This window comes from Bradyrhizobium sp. SMVTL-02 (assembly GCF_051853005.1).
GTDB lineage: Bacteria > Pseudomonadota > Alphaproteobacteria > Rhizobiales > Xanthobacteraceae > Bradyrhizobium.
Map to the genome: position 1 here is coordinate 3,289,988 of NZ_CP182469.1, position 18,939 is coordinate 3,308,926.

At 64.6% G+C, this 18,939-nt stretch carries 18 protein-coding genes; 3 read left to right on the plus strand and 15 right to left on the minus strand.

Annotation, left to right across the window (positions count from 1 at the left end; all coding sequences use genetic code 11):
- From ptsP to dhaK, 3 genes are read left to right on the plus strand one after another with little or no spacing between them, the layout of a single operon-like run.
- Window positions 1-1,599: a phosphoenolpyruvate--protein phosphotransferase gene (ptsP, locus tag ACNJYB_RS15235; protein ID WP_439374686.1), complete on the plus strand. Its 1,599-nt coding sequence runs from the start codon at window positions 1-3 to the stop codon at window positions 1,597-1,599.
- Window positions 1,596-2,027 (plus strand): hypothetical protein, encoded by a 432-nt coding sequence (locus tag ACNJYB_RS15240; RefSeq protein ID WP_439374687.1) that lies wholly within the window; start codon window positions 1,596-1,598, stop codon window positions 2,025-2,027. The genes ptsP and ACNJYB_RS15240 overlap by 4 nt, the downstream gene beginning before the upstream one ends.
- A 38-nt stretch (window positions 2,028-2,065) precedes the next feature.
- Entirely contained in the window at window positions 2,066-3,055 is a 990-nt protein-coding gene (gene dhaK, locus ACNJYB_RS15245; protein WP_439374688.1) for a dihydroxyacetone kinase subunit DhaK, read from the plus strand.
- Window positions 3,056-3,227: 172 nt separating this feature from the next.
- Here the strand turns inward: dhaK and ACNJYB_RS15250 are convergent, their stop codons facing one another.
- The 15 genes from ACNJYB_RS15250 to ACNJYB_RS15320 all read right to left on the minus strand — a co-directional run bounded on the left by ACNJYB_RS15250 (window position 3,228) and on the right by ACNJYB_RS15320 (window position 18,935).
- Complete coding sequence (locus ACNJYB_RS15250; RefSeq protein ID WP_439374689.1) at window positions 3,228-4,295, minus strand: UDP-glucuronic acid decarboxylase family protein; 1,068 nt, start codon at window positions 4,293-4,295, stop codon at window positions 3,228-3,230.
- A gap of 13 nt (window positions 4,296-4,308) precedes the next feature.
- Window positions 4,309-5,433: a CgeB family protein gene (locus ACNJYB_RS15255; protein WP_439374690.1), complete on the minus strand. Its 1,125-nt coding sequence runs from the start codon at window positions 5,431-5,433 to the stop codon at window positions 4,309-4,311.
- The gene (locus ACNJYB_RS15260; RefSeq protein WP_439374691.1) at window positions 5,430-6,518 is read right to left on the minus strand and encodes a CgeB family protein; all 1,089 of its coding nucleotides are present in this window, start codon (window positions 6,516-6,518) and stop codon (window positions 5,430-5,432) included. Before ACNJYB_RS15260 ends, ACNJYB_RS15255 begins: the two co-directional genes overlap by 4 nt.
- Window positions 6,515-7,645: a CgeB family protein gene (locus tag ACNJYB_RS15265; protein WP_439374692.1), complete on the minus strand. Its 1,131-nt coding sequence runs from the start codon at window positions 7,643-7,645 to the stop codon at window positions 6,515-6,517. Before ACNJYB_RS15265 ends, ACNJYB_RS15260 begins: the two co-directional genes overlap by 4 nt.
- Window positions 7,642-8,754 carry a glycosyltransferase family 4 protein gene (locus tag ACNJYB_RS15270; RefSeq protein ID WP_439374693.1) on the minus strand — a complete coding sequence of 371 codons (1,113 nt, stop codon included), beginning with the start codon at window positions 8,752-8,754 and terminating at the stop codon, window positions 7,642-7,644. Before ACNJYB_RS15270 ends, ACNJYB_RS15265 begins: the two co-directional genes overlap by 4 nt.
- Window positions 8,751-10,037, minus strand: a complete 1,287-nt coding sequence (locus ACNJYB_RS15275) for a TIGR04295 family B12-binding domain-containing radical SAM protein (protein ID WP_439374694.1) — start codon at window positions 10,035-10,037, stop codon at window positions 8,751-8,753. The genes ACNJYB_RS15270 and ACNJYB_RS15275 overlap by 4 nt, the downstream gene beginning before the upstream one ends.
- On the minus strand, window positions 10,034-11,098 hold the full coding sequence (locus ACNJYB_RS15280; protein ID WP_439374695.1) for an NAD-dependent epimerase/dehydratase family protein: 1,065 nt from the start codon (window positions 11,096-11,098) through the stop codon (window positions 10,034-10,036). Before ACNJYB_RS15280 ends, ACNJYB_RS15275 begins: the two co-directional genes overlap by 4 nt.
- Window positions 11,098-12,210 (minus strand): NAD-dependent epimerase/dehydratase family protein, encoded by a 1,113-nt coding sequence (locus tag ACNJYB_RS15285; protein WP_439374696.1) that lies wholly within the window; start codon window positions 12,208-12,210, stop codon window positions 11,098-11,100. The genes ACNJYB_RS15280 and ACNJYB_RS15285 overlap by 1 nt, the downstream gene beginning before the upstream one ends.
- Window positions 12,211-12,420: 210 nt before the next feature.
- Entirely contained in the window at window positions 12,421-13,626 is a 1,206-nt protein-coding gene (locus tag ACNJYB_RS15290) for a phosphopentomutase (protein WP_439374697.1), read from the minus strand.
- The gene (locus tag ACNJYB_RS15295; protein ID WP_439374698.1) at window positions 13,614-14,567 is read right to left on the minus strand and encodes a beta-xylosidase; all 954 of its coding nucleotides are present in this window, start codon (window positions 14,565-14,567) and stop codon (window positions 13,614-13,616) included. Before ACNJYB_RS15295 ends, ACNJYB_RS15290 begins: the two co-directional genes overlap by 13 nt.
- Window positions 14,567-15,331: a TIGR04290 family methyltransferase gene (locus ACNJYB_RS15300; protein ID WP_439374699.1), complete on the minus strand. Its 765-nt coding sequence runs from the start codon at window positions 15,329-15,331 to the stop codon at window positions 14,567-14,569. The genes ACNJYB_RS15295 and ACNJYB_RS15300 overlap by 1 nt, the downstream gene beginning before the upstream one ends.
- A complete protein-coding gene (locus ACNJYB_RS15305) occupies window positions 15,328-16,137 on the minus strand; it encodes a sugar phosphate nucleotidyltransferase (protein WP_439374700.1) in 810 nt (269 codons plus the stop codon). Before ACNJYB_RS15305 ends, ACNJYB_RS15300 begins: the two co-directional genes overlap by 4 nt.
- Window position 16,138: 1 nt before the next feature.
- Window positions 16,139-17,242, minus strand: coding sequence for a CgeB family protein (locus ACNJYB_RS15310; protein ID WP_439374701.1), 1,104 nt, complete (start codon window positions 17,240-17,242; stop codon window positions 16,139-16,141).
- The gene (locus tag ACNJYB_RS15315) at window positions 17,239-17,835 is read right to left on the minus strand and encodes a histidine phosphatase family protein (protein WP_439374702.1); all 597 of its coding nucleotides are present in this window, start codon (window positions 17,833-17,835) and stop codon (window positions 17,239-17,241) included. The genes ACNJYB_RS15310 and ACNJYB_RS15315 overlap by 4 nt, the downstream gene beginning before the upstream one ends.
- A complete protein-coding gene (locus tag ACNJYB_RS15320) occupies window positions 17,835-18,935 on the minus strand; it encodes an inositol-3-phosphate synthase (protein ID WP_439374703.1) in 1,101 nt (366 codons plus the stop codon). Before ACNJYB_RS15320 ends, ACNJYB_RS15315 begins: the two co-directional genes overlap by 1 nt.
- Window positions 18,936-18,939 lie beyond the last annotated feature (4 nt).

An 18,939-nucleotide genomic window follows, 5' to 3' on the forward strand; every position in this document is an offset into this window, starting at 1 on the left:
GTGGGCGAGATTCACCTCACCGGCCATCCCGCCTCGCCAGGCCTCGCCATCGGCCCGGTCGCCGTGTTGACGAGTGCCGTGGCGAGCAGGGTGACGAAGGGCGATCCCGCGCAGGAGGCCGCAGCGCTGAAGGCAGCGATCGAGGGGGCAGCAGCCGAGCTTGCCGAACTGATCGCGACGGTTCATGGCGAGGCCGCTGAGATCCTGGAGTTCCAGGTCGCGATGCTCGGTGACGATGCGCTCGCGGAGGGGGCTTACGAGGCTGTTGCGGGCGGTACGGCTGCCGATGAGGCATGGCGCGCAGCACTCGACGCGGAGATCGCCGGCTATCGCGCAGCGGATGAGGAGTATTTCCGCGCCCGTGCCGCCGATCTCGTCGACATTCGCGATCGCGTGCTCGCAGGGCTGAACGGCGTAGACACGATCGCAAAAATCTCCGGCGATTCCGTCGTCACGGGCGATGATATTTCGCCATCGACCTTCCTCGCCGTGGACTGGACCCGTGGTGGTGCCATTGCGCTCGCTAGCGGATCGCCATCATCGCATGTCGCGATGCTCGCGCGATCGCGAGGCGCCCCCATGGTGGTTGGACTAGGTCCACTACCGTGGAACGGACAGCGGCCATCATTGGCTCTGGTCGACGGCGATACCGGCCGCGTGATCTTTGATCCCAAGCCGGAAACGCGCCGCCTGTTCGAGCAGCGCATGGCGGCGGCGCGTGCCGCACGGATCGCTGCCGACGCGGGCCGCCTCAAGCCGGCGCTGACCGCCGATGGAAGACGCATCGCCGTCCTTCTCAATGTCGCCGCGCCCGAAGACCTTGCGAGTCTCGATCCCGCAATCTGCGACGGCATCGGCCTCGTGCGCACCGAGTTTCTGTTTGAAGGATCGAGGGGCCTGCCCGGCGAGGACGCGCAATACGCCGTCTACCGCCGCATCATCGAGTGGGCCGCAGGACGGCCGGTGACGATCCGCACCCTCGATGCCGGCGGCGACAAGCCAATCCCCGGCGTGACGGTCGATGGTGAACGCAATCCATTCCTGGGCCTGCGCGGGATCCGGCTCTCGCTGGCCCGGCCGGAGGTGTTTCGCGTGCAGTTGCGGGCGCTGTGCCGTGCGGCCGTGCATGGGACGCTGAAGGTGATGCTGCCGATGGTCGCCATCCCTTCGGAGCTCGATCGCGCCAACGCCATGCTGGACGCAGAGTTCGCGGCCCTCGGCGCAGAGGGTATCGCCTGCGCCCGGCCGCCGCTCGGCATCATGGTCGAGGTCCCGTCGGCAGCGCTCTGCGCCGAGGATTTCGGCGCGGCGTTCTATTCCATCGGGTCGAACGACCTGACGCAGTACACAATGGCTGCGGCACGAGATATCGGCGCCGTCGCCGACCTCAACGATGCTGGTCATCCCGCGGTGCTCGCGCTGATCGCGCGAACGGTCGAGGCCGGCCGCAAACGGGGTGTCGAAGTCTCGCTCTGCGGCGATGCCGCGGCGGACACGCGCCTGACGAAGGCGCTGCTGGCGACAGGCTTGACGACCTTGTCGGTCTCCCCGATTGCGGTGGCGCGGCTCAAGGCCGCTATTGCCGGGGTGACCGCATGAGTGACGACGCAGGCGAAGACACAAGCCGGCCGGGCGACAGCAATGTTGCGGATTACAAGCTCATCCTGCGACGGGCGCTCGACAACCGGCCGTCCGGGACGCGGTTGAAGCTTGCGGCGGCGCTCGGCAAGAACCGCTCCTTCGTCAGCCAGATCACCAATCCTGCCTATCTGGTCCCGATTCCGGCCAAGCATGTCGCGATCATCTTCGAGGTCTGCCATCTCTCTGGTACCGAGCGGGCGGCGTTCCTCGAAGCCTATGGCCGCGCGCATCCGGGACGGCTGCGCGGCGCCCATCGTGAGGCGCGTGCGCGCACCGTGACAGTGACGGTGCCCGATCTCGGCGACGACAAGAAAAATCGCGCGCTGGAGCAGCTCATCATCGACTTCGCGGCGCAGCTCGCGCGCTACGCCGAAAGCATCGGCTGACGAATTCGAAACGCAAGAAAGATGACCGGGAGGACGCAATGAAAAAACTGATCAACAGCGCCGACACGGTGCTGGAAGAGAGTCTCGACGGGTTGGCGGCGGCACATGCTGACATCCTGCTGCTCGGCGCCGAGCGGAAGTTCGTGCGCCGCCGCACGCTAGCGCCGGGCAAGGTCGCGCTGATCTCCGGCGGCGGCTCCGGCCATGAACCGCTTCATGCGGGCTTCGTCGGCCATGGCATGCTCGATGCCGCCTGTCCGGGCCAGGTCTTCACCTCACCGACGCCCGATCAGATGATCGAGGCGGCGGAGGCCGTCGATACCGGCGCTGGCGTGCTCTTCATCGTCAAGAATTATGAAGGCGATGTGATGAACTTCACCATGGCCGCCGAGATGGCCGGGCGGGAGGTCGCAAGCGTCGTGACCAACGATGATGTCGCGGTCGAGAAATCGACCTACACGACCGGCCGTCGCGGAGTCGCGGGCACCTTGATCGTGGAAAAGATGGTCGGCGCCGCGGCCGAGAACCGAATGCCGCTCGCCGCGCTCAAGACGCTCGGCGATGACGTCAACCGACGCACCCGCTCGATGGGGGTGGCGCTGCTGCCGTGCACGGTGCCGGCGGCGGGCCGGCCGAACTTTACCCTGGCCGACAACGAGATGGAAATGGGCGTCGGCATTCATGGCGAGCCGGGTCGCCGCCGGGTGCCGCTGGGCTCTGCCGATGCGATTGCTGCCGAGATGCTCAACGCGATCTTGGGCGATCTCGCGCCGAGCAAGGGCAGTGAAGTGCTTCTTCTGATCAACGGGTTTGGCGCGACGCCGCTGATCGAACTGTATCTGATGGCCAACAGCGCCAAGCGCATCCTGGACGGAGCGGGGCTCACGGCCACGCGTTTCCTGACCGGTTCCTACGTGACGTCCCTCGACATGGCTGGTGCTTCGATCACCGTCTCGGTGCTGGACAGGCAGTCAAAGGAATTGTGGGATGCGCCGGTGCATACCTCCGCGCTACGTTGGGGTATCTGATGGACGGGAACGCTCGCGTAAGTTCCGACCGCTGGAACAATCGTCATCCGCGGCGCCGGTTAGGAGTCCCAGACCGACGGCGCGGGTAAGCGCCTTCGGTTTGCGACCGGAGGCGGAGCCATCCGTAGAATTCATGACAGCCCCGCGATCGAGGATCGCATGCGGAGAGGCGTCATTGACCGGAGTCGGCGATGCTCATCTGACTGCGGCCTGCACGCCCCGTTCGGCGCGGTGCGATGGCTCGAACCAGGGCGGGCGACTCGCCCGCGATCCGAAGCGCGAAATAGGCGATCGTCGCCTGTAGACCGTCCTTTAGCGCTACGCGAGGCCGCCAGCCCAGCGCGCGTGCTGCGGTGTCGATTGCCGGTTTGCGGCGCTTCGGATCGTCCTTCGGAAGCGCTTCGAAGCGCACAGGAGAGTTCGACGCAGTGTACGCGAGCACTTCCCGCGCGATGGTCTCGATCGAGACTTCGTGAGGGTTGCCGAGGTTGCATGGCCCGGTTATTGAAGCCGGACTCTCCATCAGGAGCTGGAGCCCGCAAACGAGATCGTCGACGAAGCAAAAGCTCCTGGTCTGCGTGCCGCTGCCATAGATCGTGATGGACTCGCCACGAAGCGCCTGAACAATGAAATTCGAGACGACGCGGCCGTCATTCTCCAACATGCGCGGACCGTAGGTATTGAAGATGCGCGCAACCTTGATCTCGACACCATGGGCACGCTGGTAGTCGAACATCAGCGTTTCCGCCGCTCGCTTGCCCTCGTCGTAGCAGGCACGCGGCCCGATGGGATTGACGTTGCCGAGATAGGATTCCGGCTGGGGATGCACTTCCGGATCGCCGTAGACCTCGCTGGTGGAGGCCTGTAGCACCCGGGCACCTTTGAGGCGCGCAAGCTCGAGCAAGTTGATCGCTCCGAGCACGCAAGTCTTCATCGTGCCGACCGGATCCTTCTGGTAGTGCCGGGGTGATGCGGGACAGGCGAGGCTGTAGATCCGGTCGATGTCGTCGTCGATATCGACGGTTTCGCGGACATCATGCTCGATGAAGCGGAATTTCGGATGGTTCAGCAACGGCCGGATGTTGTCGATCGTGCCGGTGAACAGGTTGTCGAGGCAGATCACCCGGCTTCCGTGCTGCAGGAGCGCATCGCAGAGATGAGACCCGATGAAGCCGGCACCCCCGGCGACCAGGACGATCGGGGAGCGCCGGGGGGCCTCGATGCGGGTTTGGAGTGTCATGATCCTTGTCCTTTCAGAGTTCGGCGACCTGCACGGGCCGGCTGGCGGGACGGCGTGCGGATTTGCGGTGGCGTCGCGCGGCCGCTTCGGCGTAGTAGACCTCGAGCTGCCGAGCCCGGTGCTCGGACGTGTGATCGGCGAGGACGCGCCGGCGCGCGTTCTCCGCGATTGCGAGCCGGCGCTCTTCGGGCATTTCGCGCAGGATCTCGATGACATCGCGCGGGGTTGACGCAAGAAGAATTTCCCGCGACGGCTCGAAGATCGTCTCGATCCCGGGCCATCGGTCGGAAATCACAGGCGTGCCGCAGGCGGCCGCCTCAAACAGCCGGACGCTCGGCGAGAAGCCCAGCACGCGCATGTCGGCGCGGGTCGCATTCAGAGTGAACCGTTGCTCCGCGTAGAACATCGGATGCTGCTTCGGAGCGAGATGCTCGATCCGCACGACATTTTCGGGCCAGTCGATACCTTCGGGATACTGCGCGCCGGCGACGGCGAATTGTTCCGATGGCAGCGTTCGCGCCGGCGACAACAGCAGTTGACCAAGGACGGGTTGCCGGTCCTCGCTGTAGGTGCCGAGATAGCCAAGCGCCCATTTCTTTTTTGCTCGTTGTGGGGCGTAGGCATCGGCGTCTGCGCTGCAATAGAGCACCCGCGCCAGCGGGCTGCCGTAGCGTTGCTGGATCATGTCGGGGACCGGACCTCCGGCAAACGACAAATAGAGATCGAACCGCGGAATCATGGAAGCGGAGAGATAGTCGAGGCCATGGTCGAGTTTTGCCAGTGTGACCGGCGTGTCGATGTCGTAGAAGGCCGTGATGCCTCGTGCATGGCTCGTGACCCATTCGGCGATGGCGATGCCATCGGGTACATAGGAGCCAATGATCACGAGATCGGCGCTCCGAATGAGCTGGCCGAAGCGGAGAGGAACATCCTTCAGCGACTGATAAAGCTCGACCGTCCAGGACGATGGCTTGGTGAGATCGCGATGCTCCCGGTACCAGGCAACGTCGCGTTCGAGGAATGTAACTTTGTGGCCTCGCCGCGCGAGGGCCTCGATCAGAGCGCGATAGGTCGTGGCATGACCATTGCCCCATGACGATGTGACCGAGAGACCGACGACGACGATGCTGAGGTTCATTCTGCTGCCTCGATGCGCGAGTTGCTTCCGACAAAGAGTTGATTGAACTGGCGGGCGCGATGCCGATAGGTGTGTTGGCTCAGGATGCGAGCGCGGGCACGGCTCGCAATCGCGGCGGCGCGATCGATGCTGAGGGCGCCGAGCTGGCTGGCCACCTCGGCTCCATTTGCGGCCACCAGCACTTCGCGATCCGGCTCGAGGAAGTGGTCGATGCCATCCCATTGATCGGTGATCAGGCAGGCGCCGGCTCCGATGGCTTCGAACACCCGCGTCGGCGGCGAGAAGCCGTAGCGCGCCATGCTGTCGCGATTGACGTTGAGCGTGGCAAGCCCGGAGCCGAAGAATGCATTGTGGTCGCCGGTGCCGACGTGGCCGACCTTGCGGAGATTGATCGTCGCGTTCTTGGTCTCCCAGCCGGAGCCGCCCAGCACGAACGCCTTGTTTGGCAGCTCGCGTGCGACATCGAGAAAGAAATGTTCGACGCGCTGTTCGCGGTCGGGCAGGCGATTTGCCAGGAGGCTGAGGTCGCAGAGGAAGTCCTGTCTGGGCGGAGCAGGAAAATGGGTCTCGGGATCGAGCGCGTTGTAGATCGGCACGCAGTCGCGCGCACCAATGGCGCGGTAAGCCACTACGACGCCGTCGCCGCCACCATAGGTCAGGACGATGTCGTAGGATGGAATCGCGCCTCGCAGATGATGCCCCGGATCGGCCGCCATGGCTTCGAGCGTAGCGGGGGCATCCACGTCCCAGTAGATCCGCATGGTTCGCGAGGGCAGGGCTGCGACCGCGAGCTCCAGCTCGCGATCGAAGACGCCGACGCCGCTGGCCTTGATCAGCATGTCGGCCGATCGCGCGGCCTCATCGAGCGAGCCACGCCAGCCGTCCGCCGTCGCGGGGTAGACGACGACCCTGGCCCAGTCGGGATCGGCGATGTCGCGATGGGCCTGCCGCTCGAAGGCGTCGGGCTCGAAGAAAGTGATGTCGTGTCCGAGCGCCGCAATCTGCTTGAGCATGCCGCGATAATAGGTGGCGGCACCGTTCCAGTAGGACGAGACGAGGCTGGATCCGAAGAAGCAGATCTTCATGCGGAGGCTCCGATGTATCGCAGAGGCTGTGACGAGCTGTCCGTCGCGCGGATAGACTCGACGACGCCCACAAGCTGTTGCGCGCGGTGCCGGCAGGTATGGCGCTCCCGGATGGTCCGCAGCCCCGTCTCTACCAGGGCGGCGGACAGCTCCCGATCGTCGAGGACGGCGCGCAGCGCGCGCTTCATCTCGGCGCCGTTGGCGGCTCGAAGATAGGCACCCTCCGGAAACAGACCTTCCGCATCGGACCAGGGAGCCGATACCAGGGGGATGCCGCAGGCGAGCGCCTCGAACACGCGGATGGTGGGGATTCCCGGGAGGGACCGCACATAGGGGCCGCGCGGAACATGGATGGTCGCGCGGGCGCCGGCGAAGGCGACCGGTGCCCAGTGTGCCGGCAGCCAGCCCCCGTGGCGGATGCCTGCGGCCAGGATGGTCTGGAGGGCCGCATCGGAATAACGCACGCCATAGACGCTTGCGCGCAGCTTCAGCTCGGCGACCGGGTCGATGAGAAATTCGCTGAGCTCGGCGCTGCGTTCGCCGTCGCCCCAATTGCCGATCCAGACCAGATCCTCGGTACATTCGACATTCGGCAGAGGATGGTACATCGCGAGGTCGGCACCCTCGTGCCATGTGTAGGCCCGATCGCCCCAGCCGAGCTTCACGTAGATCTGGCGAAGAACCTCGCCGAAGGCCAGCACGCCGTCGAATGCATCGAGGTCGAACTGCGCAAGTTCGTCCGGCGCGGTAACCGCGCGGTGATGGGTGTCGTGGAACAGCAGTGTGAAGGGAGCGCCGTGCGCGCGCCTATGTCCGATCTGCTCGAACACGTCAGGCGAATTCCACTCATGCACGACGACGAGATCGGCCCCTTCCAGCGCTTCGTCGAAGTCGAGCGAGGCGTCATAGCGGCGAATCGAGACGCCGGGGAAAAGCTGGCCGATGTCCTGCAGCGCCTCGCTGCCGCTCTCTCGAATGGCATTGAGCCGGCTCCAGCCGTCGATCGGCTCGAACACGACGACGTCGTGACCCAGCGCGCGAAGCTCGCGGGCATAGCCGCGCAGGAAGTGCGCGTTGCCATTGTTCCAGCAGGAGTTGAACGCGTGGTAGAACAGGACACATCTCATGCGCGCACCTCCATCCGGCCAGCTTGGGGTGACGCGCGATCGGAGGCGAGCAGCCCTTCGTAGAGCTTCAGATAGCCGCTGGTCGTTCGCGCCAGCGAATAGGTCAGGGAATGTTCGTAGGCGGCACGTTGCAGACGCGTCCTTTCGAGGTTATCCGCGCAGAGAGCAGAGAGAGCTTTGTGCAGTGCCTGACTGTCAGTGGGATCGAAGAACAGCGCGGCTCCGCGCCACAGCTCCCGGAACGTTGGAATGTCCGACACCACGAGCGCGCAGCCGGCGGCGGCTGCCTCGAGCACGGAAAGGCCGAATGGCTCGTAGAGGGCCGGACTTACAAAGATCGCGGCATGCTGGAGATGCCCACGCAAGGCGCTGTGCGGCAATTGACCGAGCCAGGTGAGGCCACTTGGCGAATCCGCACCGGCGGGGCCTGCGACCTGAATCGGCCAGCCCAGCCCCGGTGCCGCCGCCGCCAGCACTCCGATATTCTTGGCGCGATCCCAGAGCCGGCCGGCTGCGAAGATCAACTCTCGCTTTCGGCACGGAGAGCCTCCGGCAGCAATGCCGTTCCAGATCACGGCTCCGGGTGAGCGGGGCTGATAGATCCCCATGATGTCGTCGTGGAAGGACCGGCTCGGGCAGACCCAGGCCTGCGTGTTGTCGAGTGCCGCGGCGACCTGTTCCGTATAGCGCGTCCATCGTGGCTCGACGAGCCAGGCCGTATCGCGGCATGCCAGCGCCCAAGAGTTGACGCAGGAATGTGCCACGAGAACGGTCGGCGCGCGCCATGCGAGGGTGGCCTCTCGGAAACTGTTGAGATGGACGATGTCGGGCCGGATTCGCGCTTCAACCCTGGCGAAGACGCGGCCGGCGTTGGCGAAATCACGGCCTTCAGGGTCCTGCCATTCCAGGGCAAGGTTCGTGTCGATCAGGTGAACTCGGGAGCCGCGCAGCATCTCACGTTGATCGGCGCTTGCCGGCGGGCCCATTGTCGCGAGGGTGACGTCGGCACCGGAGGCGACGAGGCTCGAGGCGAGACCGCAGGAATAGGTCCACACGCCTCCCACGGCGTCGGTCGTCATCAGGATTCGGATATGCGACGGGCGGCTCATGACGCCACCGGATGTTCGAGGGCGTCGAGCGGCATCGGCCGATCGTTCTGGACGTCGCTGAACTGATCGAACACCCCGAGGTAGTGCCGGTGCGCGCGCTCCCAGGCGAAATCGTCCGCCTCGCCCCAGAGCTTTCGGTAGTCCGGCGAGCCGGGATAGGGGTAGAGCGGGACCGGATCATTGGCCCAGATGCCGGCATCCTGCATCTTGTGGCGCCAGCGCTGCACCACGGGGTCGTCGTCCTCAGGCACCTCGATCAGATTGGCCTGGACGAAGGGAACGTGGCGGCGGGCTTCGACCAGGCGGTCGGCGAGCTGGTCGGTGGTCATCCTGCAGTTCTTGGCGAGCGCGGCGCGCCCCTCGACGGTGAGACTCTCGATCCCGGCTTCGATCGAGACGCAGCCGGCGCGGCCGAGTAGAGCGAGCATGTCCGGCTTCCACAGATCGATGCGCGTCTGCACGCCGAACTTCAGCCCACGCGTGCTCAGACCCTCCAGCAGCTCGGGATTGGGGAGGAAGATCTCGTCGATGAAATAGACATATGCGACGCCTTGTCCCCGCAGGCGATCAATCTCATCAAGAATGATCGAGGGCGGCCTCTTGCGATAGGTATTGCGAAAATTCTCCTTGGCGCAGAACGTGCAATTGTATGGGCATCCCCGCGACGCCTCGACCTCCGCTCCGCGGCCCACCGGCTCGGCCTCGAAACGGTGATGATGGTGACGATGACGCCGGATCATCTCGTCCGGCCAGTCGAGAGCCGGTTGATCCCTGAAGTCGACGGCCTGCGGGCCGCCATTGATCCGGATCGAGGCACCGTCCGCAAAGCACAGGCCGGGAAAGTCCCGCTGGCCATTTGCCAGGCGCAGCAAGGATGCTTCGCATTCGCCCATCACGATGATGTCGACGGCGAGCTTCTTGAGCGCCGCGCGCGGGGTCGTCGAGCCGTGCGGGCCGACCGCGACCAGGGTCGGTGCAAGATCCCGCACCGCCAGTGCAAGCTCCTGCGGAACGCGCAATTCCGGCGGTGCGCAGCGCCAGAACAGGTAGGTCGGGGCTGTCGTGATGACGATCAGGTCGGGGCTGAACGCGCGTAGCTCTGCTTCTATGTCCTGGAATGACAGATCGAACATGTGTGCATCGAGCAGCAGCGTCCGATGCCCGGCCGCCTTCAGGTAATGCTCGGAGGTCCCGAGCTCGAGCGGAAGGTGGGGGGACCGGCAGCCGAAGTAGATGCTGCCGCGAAAATCCCAGTTCGGGTTGATGAGGGCCACGCGCGTCATGCGAGAGCCTCGCGGCTGCCGTGAGCTGCTCCGAAGCGCGTGTCCAGCCAGGCGTGGAGAGAGCGAAGGCCCTCGGTGACGGGGACCTGCGGCGACCATCCGAGCGCCGTCGACAGCGCACGCGTGTCGGTGACGTACCAGGGCTGATCGCCCGGACGCCAATCGGCAAAGCGGTAAGTGACCTCGCGGCCGGTCAATTCCGCAATGTGGTCGATGAGCTCGCGAAGGCTGACCGCATTGGCGGGGCCGCCACCCAGGTTGAACACGCGTCCGCGCGCGAGCGCGATCCGGTCGAGCACTGCGAGCCAGGCAGTGGCTGCATCAGACACATGCAAGGCGTCGCGAACCTGATAACCGTCTCCGTAGATCGTCAGCGGCCTGCCGCCGATCGCGCTCAGCAGGAAGTGCGCGATCCAGCCCTGATCTTCGGTGCCGAATTGGCGCGGCCCGTAGATGCAGCTCATGCGCATCACTACGGTCCGGAGTCCATAGACGCGCGCATAGTCATGAACATATTGATCTGCGGTGCCCTTGGAGCAACCGTAGGGGCTGTAGAAATCGAGCGGCGCGTTCTCGGAAATGCCCCCCGCCAGCAGGGCATTTGTGGGCGTATAACGGCGGCCAGTGAGCGCGATCTCGCTGTCCTCGATCAGGCGGCCGTAGACCTTGTTGGTGGACGCGAACAAGACCGGGGCGGTGCTGTTGTGCAGCCGAACCGCTTCGAGCACATTCAGGGTACCGCGTGCGTTGATCTCGAAATCGGCCGCCGGGTCGCTCACGCTGTCGGTGACGGCGACCTGGGCCGCCAGATGCAGCACGGCGCGGGCTTCACACACGGCATCGATCACGGGAATCGGCTCGCGAATGTCGGCCACCGTAATGGTGACGAGATCGCCATATCTGGACTTCAGCCATTGCGCGTTCTCGCGCACGCCGGCACGGGCCAGATTGTCCAACACCAGGACACGCTCGCCGCGGTTTGCCAGCCGGTCGGCAAGATTGCAGCCGATGAAGCCGCAGCCGCCGGTGATCAGGACGGGCCTGTCGTCTCGCTCATTCATCACGCAACCAATCCTCGTTGCAGCAGTTCCTGGGTCGCACGCTCGGCCTGGTCATCGGCGATTTGATCCGCGAGATATTCGGCGAGCTCCTCGAGGCCGTCCTTGAACGCCACGTGCGGCTCGAAGCCGAGGAGATCGCGCGATTTGCCGATGTCCGCGAAGCAGTGCCTGATGTCGCCTGCGCGGTACTTTCGCGTGATTTCGGGCGCGATATCGCTGCGGCCCATGACCTCGGCAAGGTCCTCCGCGACCGACAGGATGGTCCGGCTTTGGCCCGAGCCGACGTTGAACACATCCTGCGCATGCTGCGCTTCCAGCGCAATGCGGCAGGCCCGAGCGACGTCGTGCACGTGAACGAAGTCGCGCCGTTGCTCGCCGTCCTCGAACACGAGCGGCGGCCGTCCGTTGAGCAGCCGTGCGGCAAAGATCGCGAGCACGCCTGTGTATGGATTCGAGAGCGCCTGGCGCGGACCGAACACGTTGAAGAAGCGCAGCGCTACTGTCGGGATTCCATAAGCCTTGCCGGTGATCAGGCACATGCGTTCTTGCGCAAACTTGTTCAGGGCATATACGGAGCTGAGCGAGGGCAGTTTGCTTTCCGGCGTGGCCACAGGATTGAGCGGATGGCCTGCCGTGTCATGCAAGTCCCATTCACCTCTGCGCAGCTGCTCGATCGACCGTTCGTCGCAGGCGACGACGCTTTGATCCGGTCTGCGATAGAGGCCTTCGCCGTAGATGCTCATGGAGGAGGCGACCACCAGTCGCTCGACCGGGCGCCTGGACAGCGCCTGGAGGAGGACGGCGGTGCCGAGCTCGTTCGTCCGCACGTAAGGCTCGATGTCGTACATGCTCTGGCCGACGCCGACGGCCGAAGCAAGATGCAGGACCATGTCGGCACCGCGCAGGGCATGCTCGACGGCGCGACCGTCGGTGACGTCACCGATGATGAGCTCGGCGTCGCGGGCGAGATAGGAGGGGCGCTGGCGGTTGGCGCCGTGGACCTGTGGCGACAGATTGTCGAGCAGACGGACTTCGTAGCCGGCGGCGAGCAGCACATCCGTTGCATGAGAGCCGATGAAGCCCGCGCCACCTGTAATCAATACCCGCGTCATTCACCGCTCCGTCCAACGGTAAGACCGACCCGTTCGGGGTCAATCCGTGATGTGAGGTGAAGCGCGCTTACTGAGTGGTCGGACGACCCGCGCGCCGGTCACGTTTGGAGTCAGAAGCGATGCAAGGAATGTTCGTTCCTCGAAAATGTACAAACGAATATTTCTCTAACCTGGATCTATAACCCAGGTGAATCGGCGCGCTGCCGCCGGCTAGAAATGCGCGCCGTGCAGGGCTGCGGGCAGGCCGAGATGCCTTGCCGCGGTGGCGCCGATGTCGGCAAAGCCGGTCCGGGGGCCGATTGGCAAAGATGATTGCGTCGACCAGGCCAGGATCGGTATCTGCTCGCGGGTGTGATCGGTGCCGCTCCAGGTTGGATCGCAGCCGTGATCCGCTGTGATGATCAGAAGATCACTGCTTCGCAGGCGGGACAGCAACTCCGGGAGGCGATCATCGAAGGCTTCGAGTGCCGCGGCATAGCCGGACACGTCGCGCCGATGGCCATAGAGTGTGTCGAAATCGATGAAGTTGGCGAACAGCAATCCTCCGTCCGCCAGGCTCGCCAGCCCTTTCAGTGTGGCATCGAACAGCGCCATGTTGCCGTCGCCGCGCATGTTTCGGCCGGTCGCGCGATGGGCGAAGATGTCGTCGATCTTGCCGATTGTCACGATGTCACGACCGTCGCTTGCGGCGAGGTCAAGCATGGTGGTTCCGGGCGGCGGTACCGAAAAGTCGCGGCGGTGCGCCGTCCGCTTGAAGTCCCTCGCGCCTGTGCCGATGAACGGCCTGGCGATCACGCGGCCGATGTTGAGGGGATCGATCAGCCGCCTTGCAATCGCGCAGATCTCGTAGAGACGTTCGAGGCCGAAAGTCTGCTCATGCGCGGCAATCTGGAACACGCTGTCGGCGGACGTGTAGCAGATCGGCATCCCCGTCTGCATGTGACGCTCGCCGAGCTCGGCAATGATCTCGGTCCCGGAGGCGTGGCAGTCTCCAAGGATTCCCGGCAATCCCGCTTGCTCGCAGAAGGCCTTCGTCAAATCCGCGGGAAAGCACGGTGCCGTGCGCGGGAAATAGCCCCAGTCGAACGGAACGGGTACCCCGGCGATCTCCCAATGGCCCGAAGGCGTATCCTTGCCCTTCGAAATCTCGCTGGCGCATCCGAATTGCCGCTGCTGCGCCTGACCCTCCAGCCCCGGCGGTACGCGCCCCGTGGCGAGGCGGCAGGCCTCCCCGAGGCCCAGCGCCACGAGATTGGGAAGCCGGAGCGGACCACTGCGTGCGCTGCCGTCGGCATGGCCGGCCATGCAGGCTTGCGCGATGTGACCGACCGTGTCGGCGCCGTCGTCGCCGTAGCGGGCAGCATCCGGCGCGCCGCCGATGCCGACGGAATCCATCACCAGGATCAGGGCACGCATGTTGGCTCTCTGATGGGAGGATCAGCCGAAGCTGGGGAGGATGCAAGACCGGTTCTCGTACAGTATCGATCGACCATCGAGGCGCAGAAATCGGCAAATTCGTTGACGTCGAGCGGCGGGCTGGTGTGATGGGGCTCGACGCCCCGATGCTCGGGCGTGAAGCAGAACGTGACCGTAACCTGGAACTCGGCCAACGCCTCCATCTGCCGATCGAACCAGTCGAGCGCATTGGGACGGAAGCTGTCGGCCCATGACAGACCGGTCCGCAAGTGAGTCACGCCCAGCCGACGCATCCAGTGCACCGCGTCGTGCAGGCGATGATCCTCGAAGTGGAACCACTGGCACAGGCCCATGGCGGGCGCATAGGCGCCGAACAGATCGGAGGCCGCCTTGGGCGTGCCGTCCTCGCGCAGCAGGCCCATGTGGAAATGCCTGTAGTAGGAGGAGCCTTCGGCTTCCTTGTGCCGCGTCGTTGCTTCCCAGGCAGAGGGAAGGTCATAAAGACTGTACCAATGGATGCGCGGGGCACGGCCGATCAGCAGCTCGGCGGTGCGTGACAGGCCCCAGGCTTGCACCTCTTCGGCGCCGAAGGAGGAGACGCCGACCTCCGTCACCCACACGGGCAGGGTGGTGACCGCCTTGATCTCCTCGAGCTTGGCCGGCCACTCGCCGATCTGCCAGAGGTTCCAGTCAAGCGGAAACCCGTGCACGGCGACCGCATCGAAATGGTTGAGCACGCCGCGGCTCTGCATGTTGCGCATGAAGGACGGATCAATCGGCGAGATGCCGCCGAGCACGATGGGCAGTGCGGGACGCGTATTGCGGATCGCCTTGCCGGCGGCGGTCGCAAGGTTTGCGAACATGGCCCAGTCGGGATCGATCAGGAGATCCCAGTGCGACTTGTTGTTCGGCTCGTTCCAGATCTTGGCGGCTTCGATCATCAGCTCGTGCTCCGGGATGGATAGACGGGACCATCGATTTGAGGCCGCTCGGCGCGCTTGCAGAGATAGACTTCCTCTTCCGGATGCGCAGTGATGGCAAAGCCGGCGCTGCGCAGCATGGCTTCGACGCAGGCCCGGTTCGGCACCCACCAGTTGGTGGGATCGCCGGCATATTTGTGCTCGATGAAGTGCAGCCTGGGATAGCCGGCGCAATCGAACTGGTCGGTGGTCCAGAAATCGTAGTTCTTGTCGATCACGTCGACATGGCTGGCGCCCCGCTGCATCGATTGGAACAGCAGGAGATCCCTGGCAACGTGCTCGTGGATGAGATCCAGCGCCAGCAGCGGATGACGCAAGTGATAGAGCACGCCCATGAAGATCACGAGATCGAATTTTTCGCGGAGCTGTCCCACATCATAGGCCGACATCTTGCGAAATTCGATCCTGAGACCGTTCACGTCGGCGGCGAAGCGGGCCTGTGCCAGGTACTCCTCGTCGGTGTCGAGCCCAAGCACGCGCTCCGCGCCTCGCCGCTTCATCTCCATGGCATAGAAGCCGGCATTGCAGCCGATGTCGAGCACGGTCTGGCCTTCGAGCCGATCCGGGATGATTCCCGAGAAGCGCCGCCATTTCACATTGGGATAGTCGCCAAGGAAGTGGGTGGGGGCGGTCTGCACGCCGTTGAGGTCGAGGTTGTGAAACCACGGGCCGAGCGCGTCGACACGCCTGCGGATTTCCTCACGCGTGAGCAGCGCTCCAGTCATGCAGTCGCTCCATTGTCCATTGCATGGGTCGGTCGAGCCCCATCGGATGAGGCGCCGGCCCGCGACCGCGACCGCCCTTCGGTGCCGGTGCTTTCCGCGAGAAGAGCCATCGCGGTGCGATAGCCGTCGACGGTCCCGACATCGACATAGGATTCGCCTGCCTTGATCCCGATCCCGACGGCGCCTGCCTGGAGATAGGCGTTGACCAGCGTCCCAAAATACTCGTCGCGTCGATCTCGTTGGTTCCAGAGCGCGTGCAATTCGCGAAAGCCCGTGGCCGACATTCGGAATGCACCCCAGATCCACCGCGACGTTGGATTCGGCTGCTTGACCTGGATCTCCCGCACGCTGTCGCCATCGAGCACGACGGCGTCGAAGAATTCCGGGCGCTCGACGGGAAAGAGCAGGAAGGAGAGGTCCGCATCGGGCAAGGCCTGCAAAGCGGCTTTTGGAAACCAGACGGTGTCGGGCAGGCCGACGACGACGTCTTCATCATGGCCAACGACGGTGCCGGCCCTGAAGACGGCGTCGCACAGGCCGGAGGCGTCGGGCTGGACGACATAGGCGAGCTGGGCGCTGCCGTAGTGATCGCCGAAATATTCGAGAATGTCGGACTTGCCCGGTGAGATCACGAAGCAGATCTTGTCCGCGCCGCCGAGGATCAGGCGCTCCAGCAGATACTCGGAGACCGCGCAGGGACGCTCCGTGCCATCGTCGCGCCGGCTGCCGACGGGCAACAGCTCCTTGGAAAAAGCCAGCGGCTGGATACGACTGCCGCGGCCCGCGGCCGGAACGATGCCCCACATGTCAGGCCTCCTCGGATTGCTGGTGACGCGCGCCGCTGGATTCCGCCTGCTCGAGCAGCGCGGCCAGCTCGCGCGCGCGTTTGTCGGATGTGTGCTGATCCATCGTCCGCTCATAGGCGCCCCTGGCGATGGACTGGAGGTCTGAGTTCGACATCGCCAACGCGGCCAAAGTGTCCTGTGCATCGCGGGCGATCAGGATCTGCCTGCCGGGCGAGAAGAACTCTTCGATGCCCGGCCAGCCATCGCTCAGGAGCGGGACGCCGCAGGCCGCCGCCTCGAACAGACGGCCGGAGGGGCACCAACCCATCTCCGCCATGGCTTTGCGCGTCACGTTGAGCGTCAGGCGCGAGGACGCAAAGAAGGGCGCATGCTCCGATGGCGGCAGATGTCGCACGAAGTAGATGTTGGGCGACCACGGAAAATCGTCAGGATATTGCGCTCCACCGATCAGGAAACGCAGGTCTTGCCTGGCTCGTGCCGGCTCGACGAATAGCGCCTCGAGCCCGCGCTGCCGGTCTTCGGAGTAGGTGCCGAGATAGGACAGATCCGCGCGATAGTGCGGCTCGGGCGGCACCGGGCGGTGAATATCGCTATCGACGTGGCCGTACAGGGGACGCACGTCGCGGGCCCCAAGCCGGTCGCGAAACTCCTGGACGACGCGTGGTCCGCCGGTGAAGCTGAGGACGAGCGCGAAGTCGCGTAGACCTCGCGGACCGATGTAAGGAACGGATTCTCCCGCCATGAGCCGCGCCAGCGTGATCGGGGTATCCAGATCATAGAAGATGGGTAGGGCACGCCCTTCAGACATGATCAGATCGGTCGCCGCAATTGCGTCGGGACAGTACGACGTCACGATCGCAACATCGGCATCCGCGATGTCATTGCGGGCGAGGGAGCGGGTCTCCTCCCAATTCGAAAAAAGCCGCAGCTGCCCACCGGGCAACTCGTTGAAGTCCCGGGCACCGGCATAATAGGGCACGTCGCGCTCGTAGAAGACGACGATGTGGCCGAGACGCGTCAGATGCTTGCAGAGGCCGCGCCACAGGGTTGCGTGGCCGTTGCCCCAGGAGGAGGAGATGGTCAGGCCGAAAATGACGATCTTCACGCCGGCACCCGCTGGTTGATCCCGGTGATCCTGAAACCGCGTCGATCCGCACTGAGGGTGCTGACACTTGAGGGGTCGATCTTGATCGAAAGAAAGTCGTCGAGCCGCATGCGCGCGTAGTGCAGCAGCGCCGCGCGAATGGGCTCGGCGTGGCTGATTGCGATCACCGAGTCTGCAAGAGGATCAGAGCGAAGTTGCTGCAGATGGCGGACAACGCGATTCTGAAGCGAACGCATGCTCTCGCCTCCGGGCGGTCGAGTGGTGCCGCGGCGGCTGTTCCAGCGTGACCATTGCGGATCCTCGCCGAGCTCCTCGAAAGACCGGCCGGTCCATTCGCCATAATCGAGCTCGTCGAGAGCAGGAACGATCTCGACAGGCAATCCGAATCGCGCGGCCAGAATGCTGGCCGATTGGATGCAGCGCTTCTGCGGGCTCGACTGGATCAGCGACGGGCGGGGGCGGAGGTTGGCTGCACAACGGGCGATCTCCTCGCAGCCGAGGTCGTCGAGCGTGACGCCGCTCGTTCGGCCGCACAGCGTTCGACCGAGCAGGGCATGGTGACCGTGACGCACGAGATGAATGATCCTCGCCATCAGCTGTACACCTTGTCGTCGATGAAGGCGCGCGTCCGCCGGCCGGCCTCCTCATCGGTGAACTGCTGTGGCGGCGATTTCATGAAGTAGCTGGAGGGACCGGTCAGGGCGCCGCCCTGACCGCGATCCATCGCGAGTTTTGCGCAGCGGACGGCGTCGATCACCACGCCCGCCGAGTTCGGGGAGTCCCAGACCTCGAGCTTCACCTCGGCGCTCAAGGGCACGCCGCCAAACGTCGTGCCTTCGAGCCGGATGAAGGCGAGTTTGCGGTCGGTCAGCCAGGGGACATGGTCGCTTGGGCCGACGTGAATGTTATCGGGGTCCATCGGGACGTCGAACTGACTGGTGACGGCCTGCGTCTTGGAGATCTTCTTGGAGGTCAATCGCTCGCGTTCGAGCATGTTCTTGAAATCGGTGTTGCCGCCGACATTGAGCTGATAAGTGCGGTCCAGCCGCACGCCGCGGTCGCGAAACAGATTGGCGAGAACGCGGTGCAGGATGGTGGCGCCGACCTGGCTCTTGATATCGTCGCCGACGATCGGGAGGCCCGCGTCCTCGAACCGCCGCCGCCAGTCCGGATGGGATGCGATGAAGACGGGAATGCAATTGACGTAGCCGCAGCCGGCTTCGATCGCGCGCGCCGCATACCACTCGCTTGCGCGCTGGGAGCCGACAGGCAGGTAGGACACCAGCACGTCGGTTCGTGACGTCGCCAGGACCTCGGAAACATCCGCCTCCGGGACCTCGGCGACCGGAACGTCATCCTCGAGATAGTGCCCGATGCCGTCCATGACCGGGCCGCGCTGTACGATCACGCCGGTCTGATCCACCTCTGCGAAACGATGCGTGTTGTTCGGCTTGGCAAAGATGGCATCGGCGACGTCGCGCCCGACCTTGGCGGCATTGACGTCGAAGGCCGACGCGATCTGGATATCGCTGATGTGGTACCCGCCGAGATCGACGTTCATCAGGCCGGGCACCGGCTCGTTCGACTTGGCATTTCGATAGTAGGTGAGACCTTGGACGAAGGAGCTTGCGCAGTTGCCGACGCCGACGATGCCGACGCGCACGCGGCGCCTGTCCTGAAGACGGGAATGCATGGAC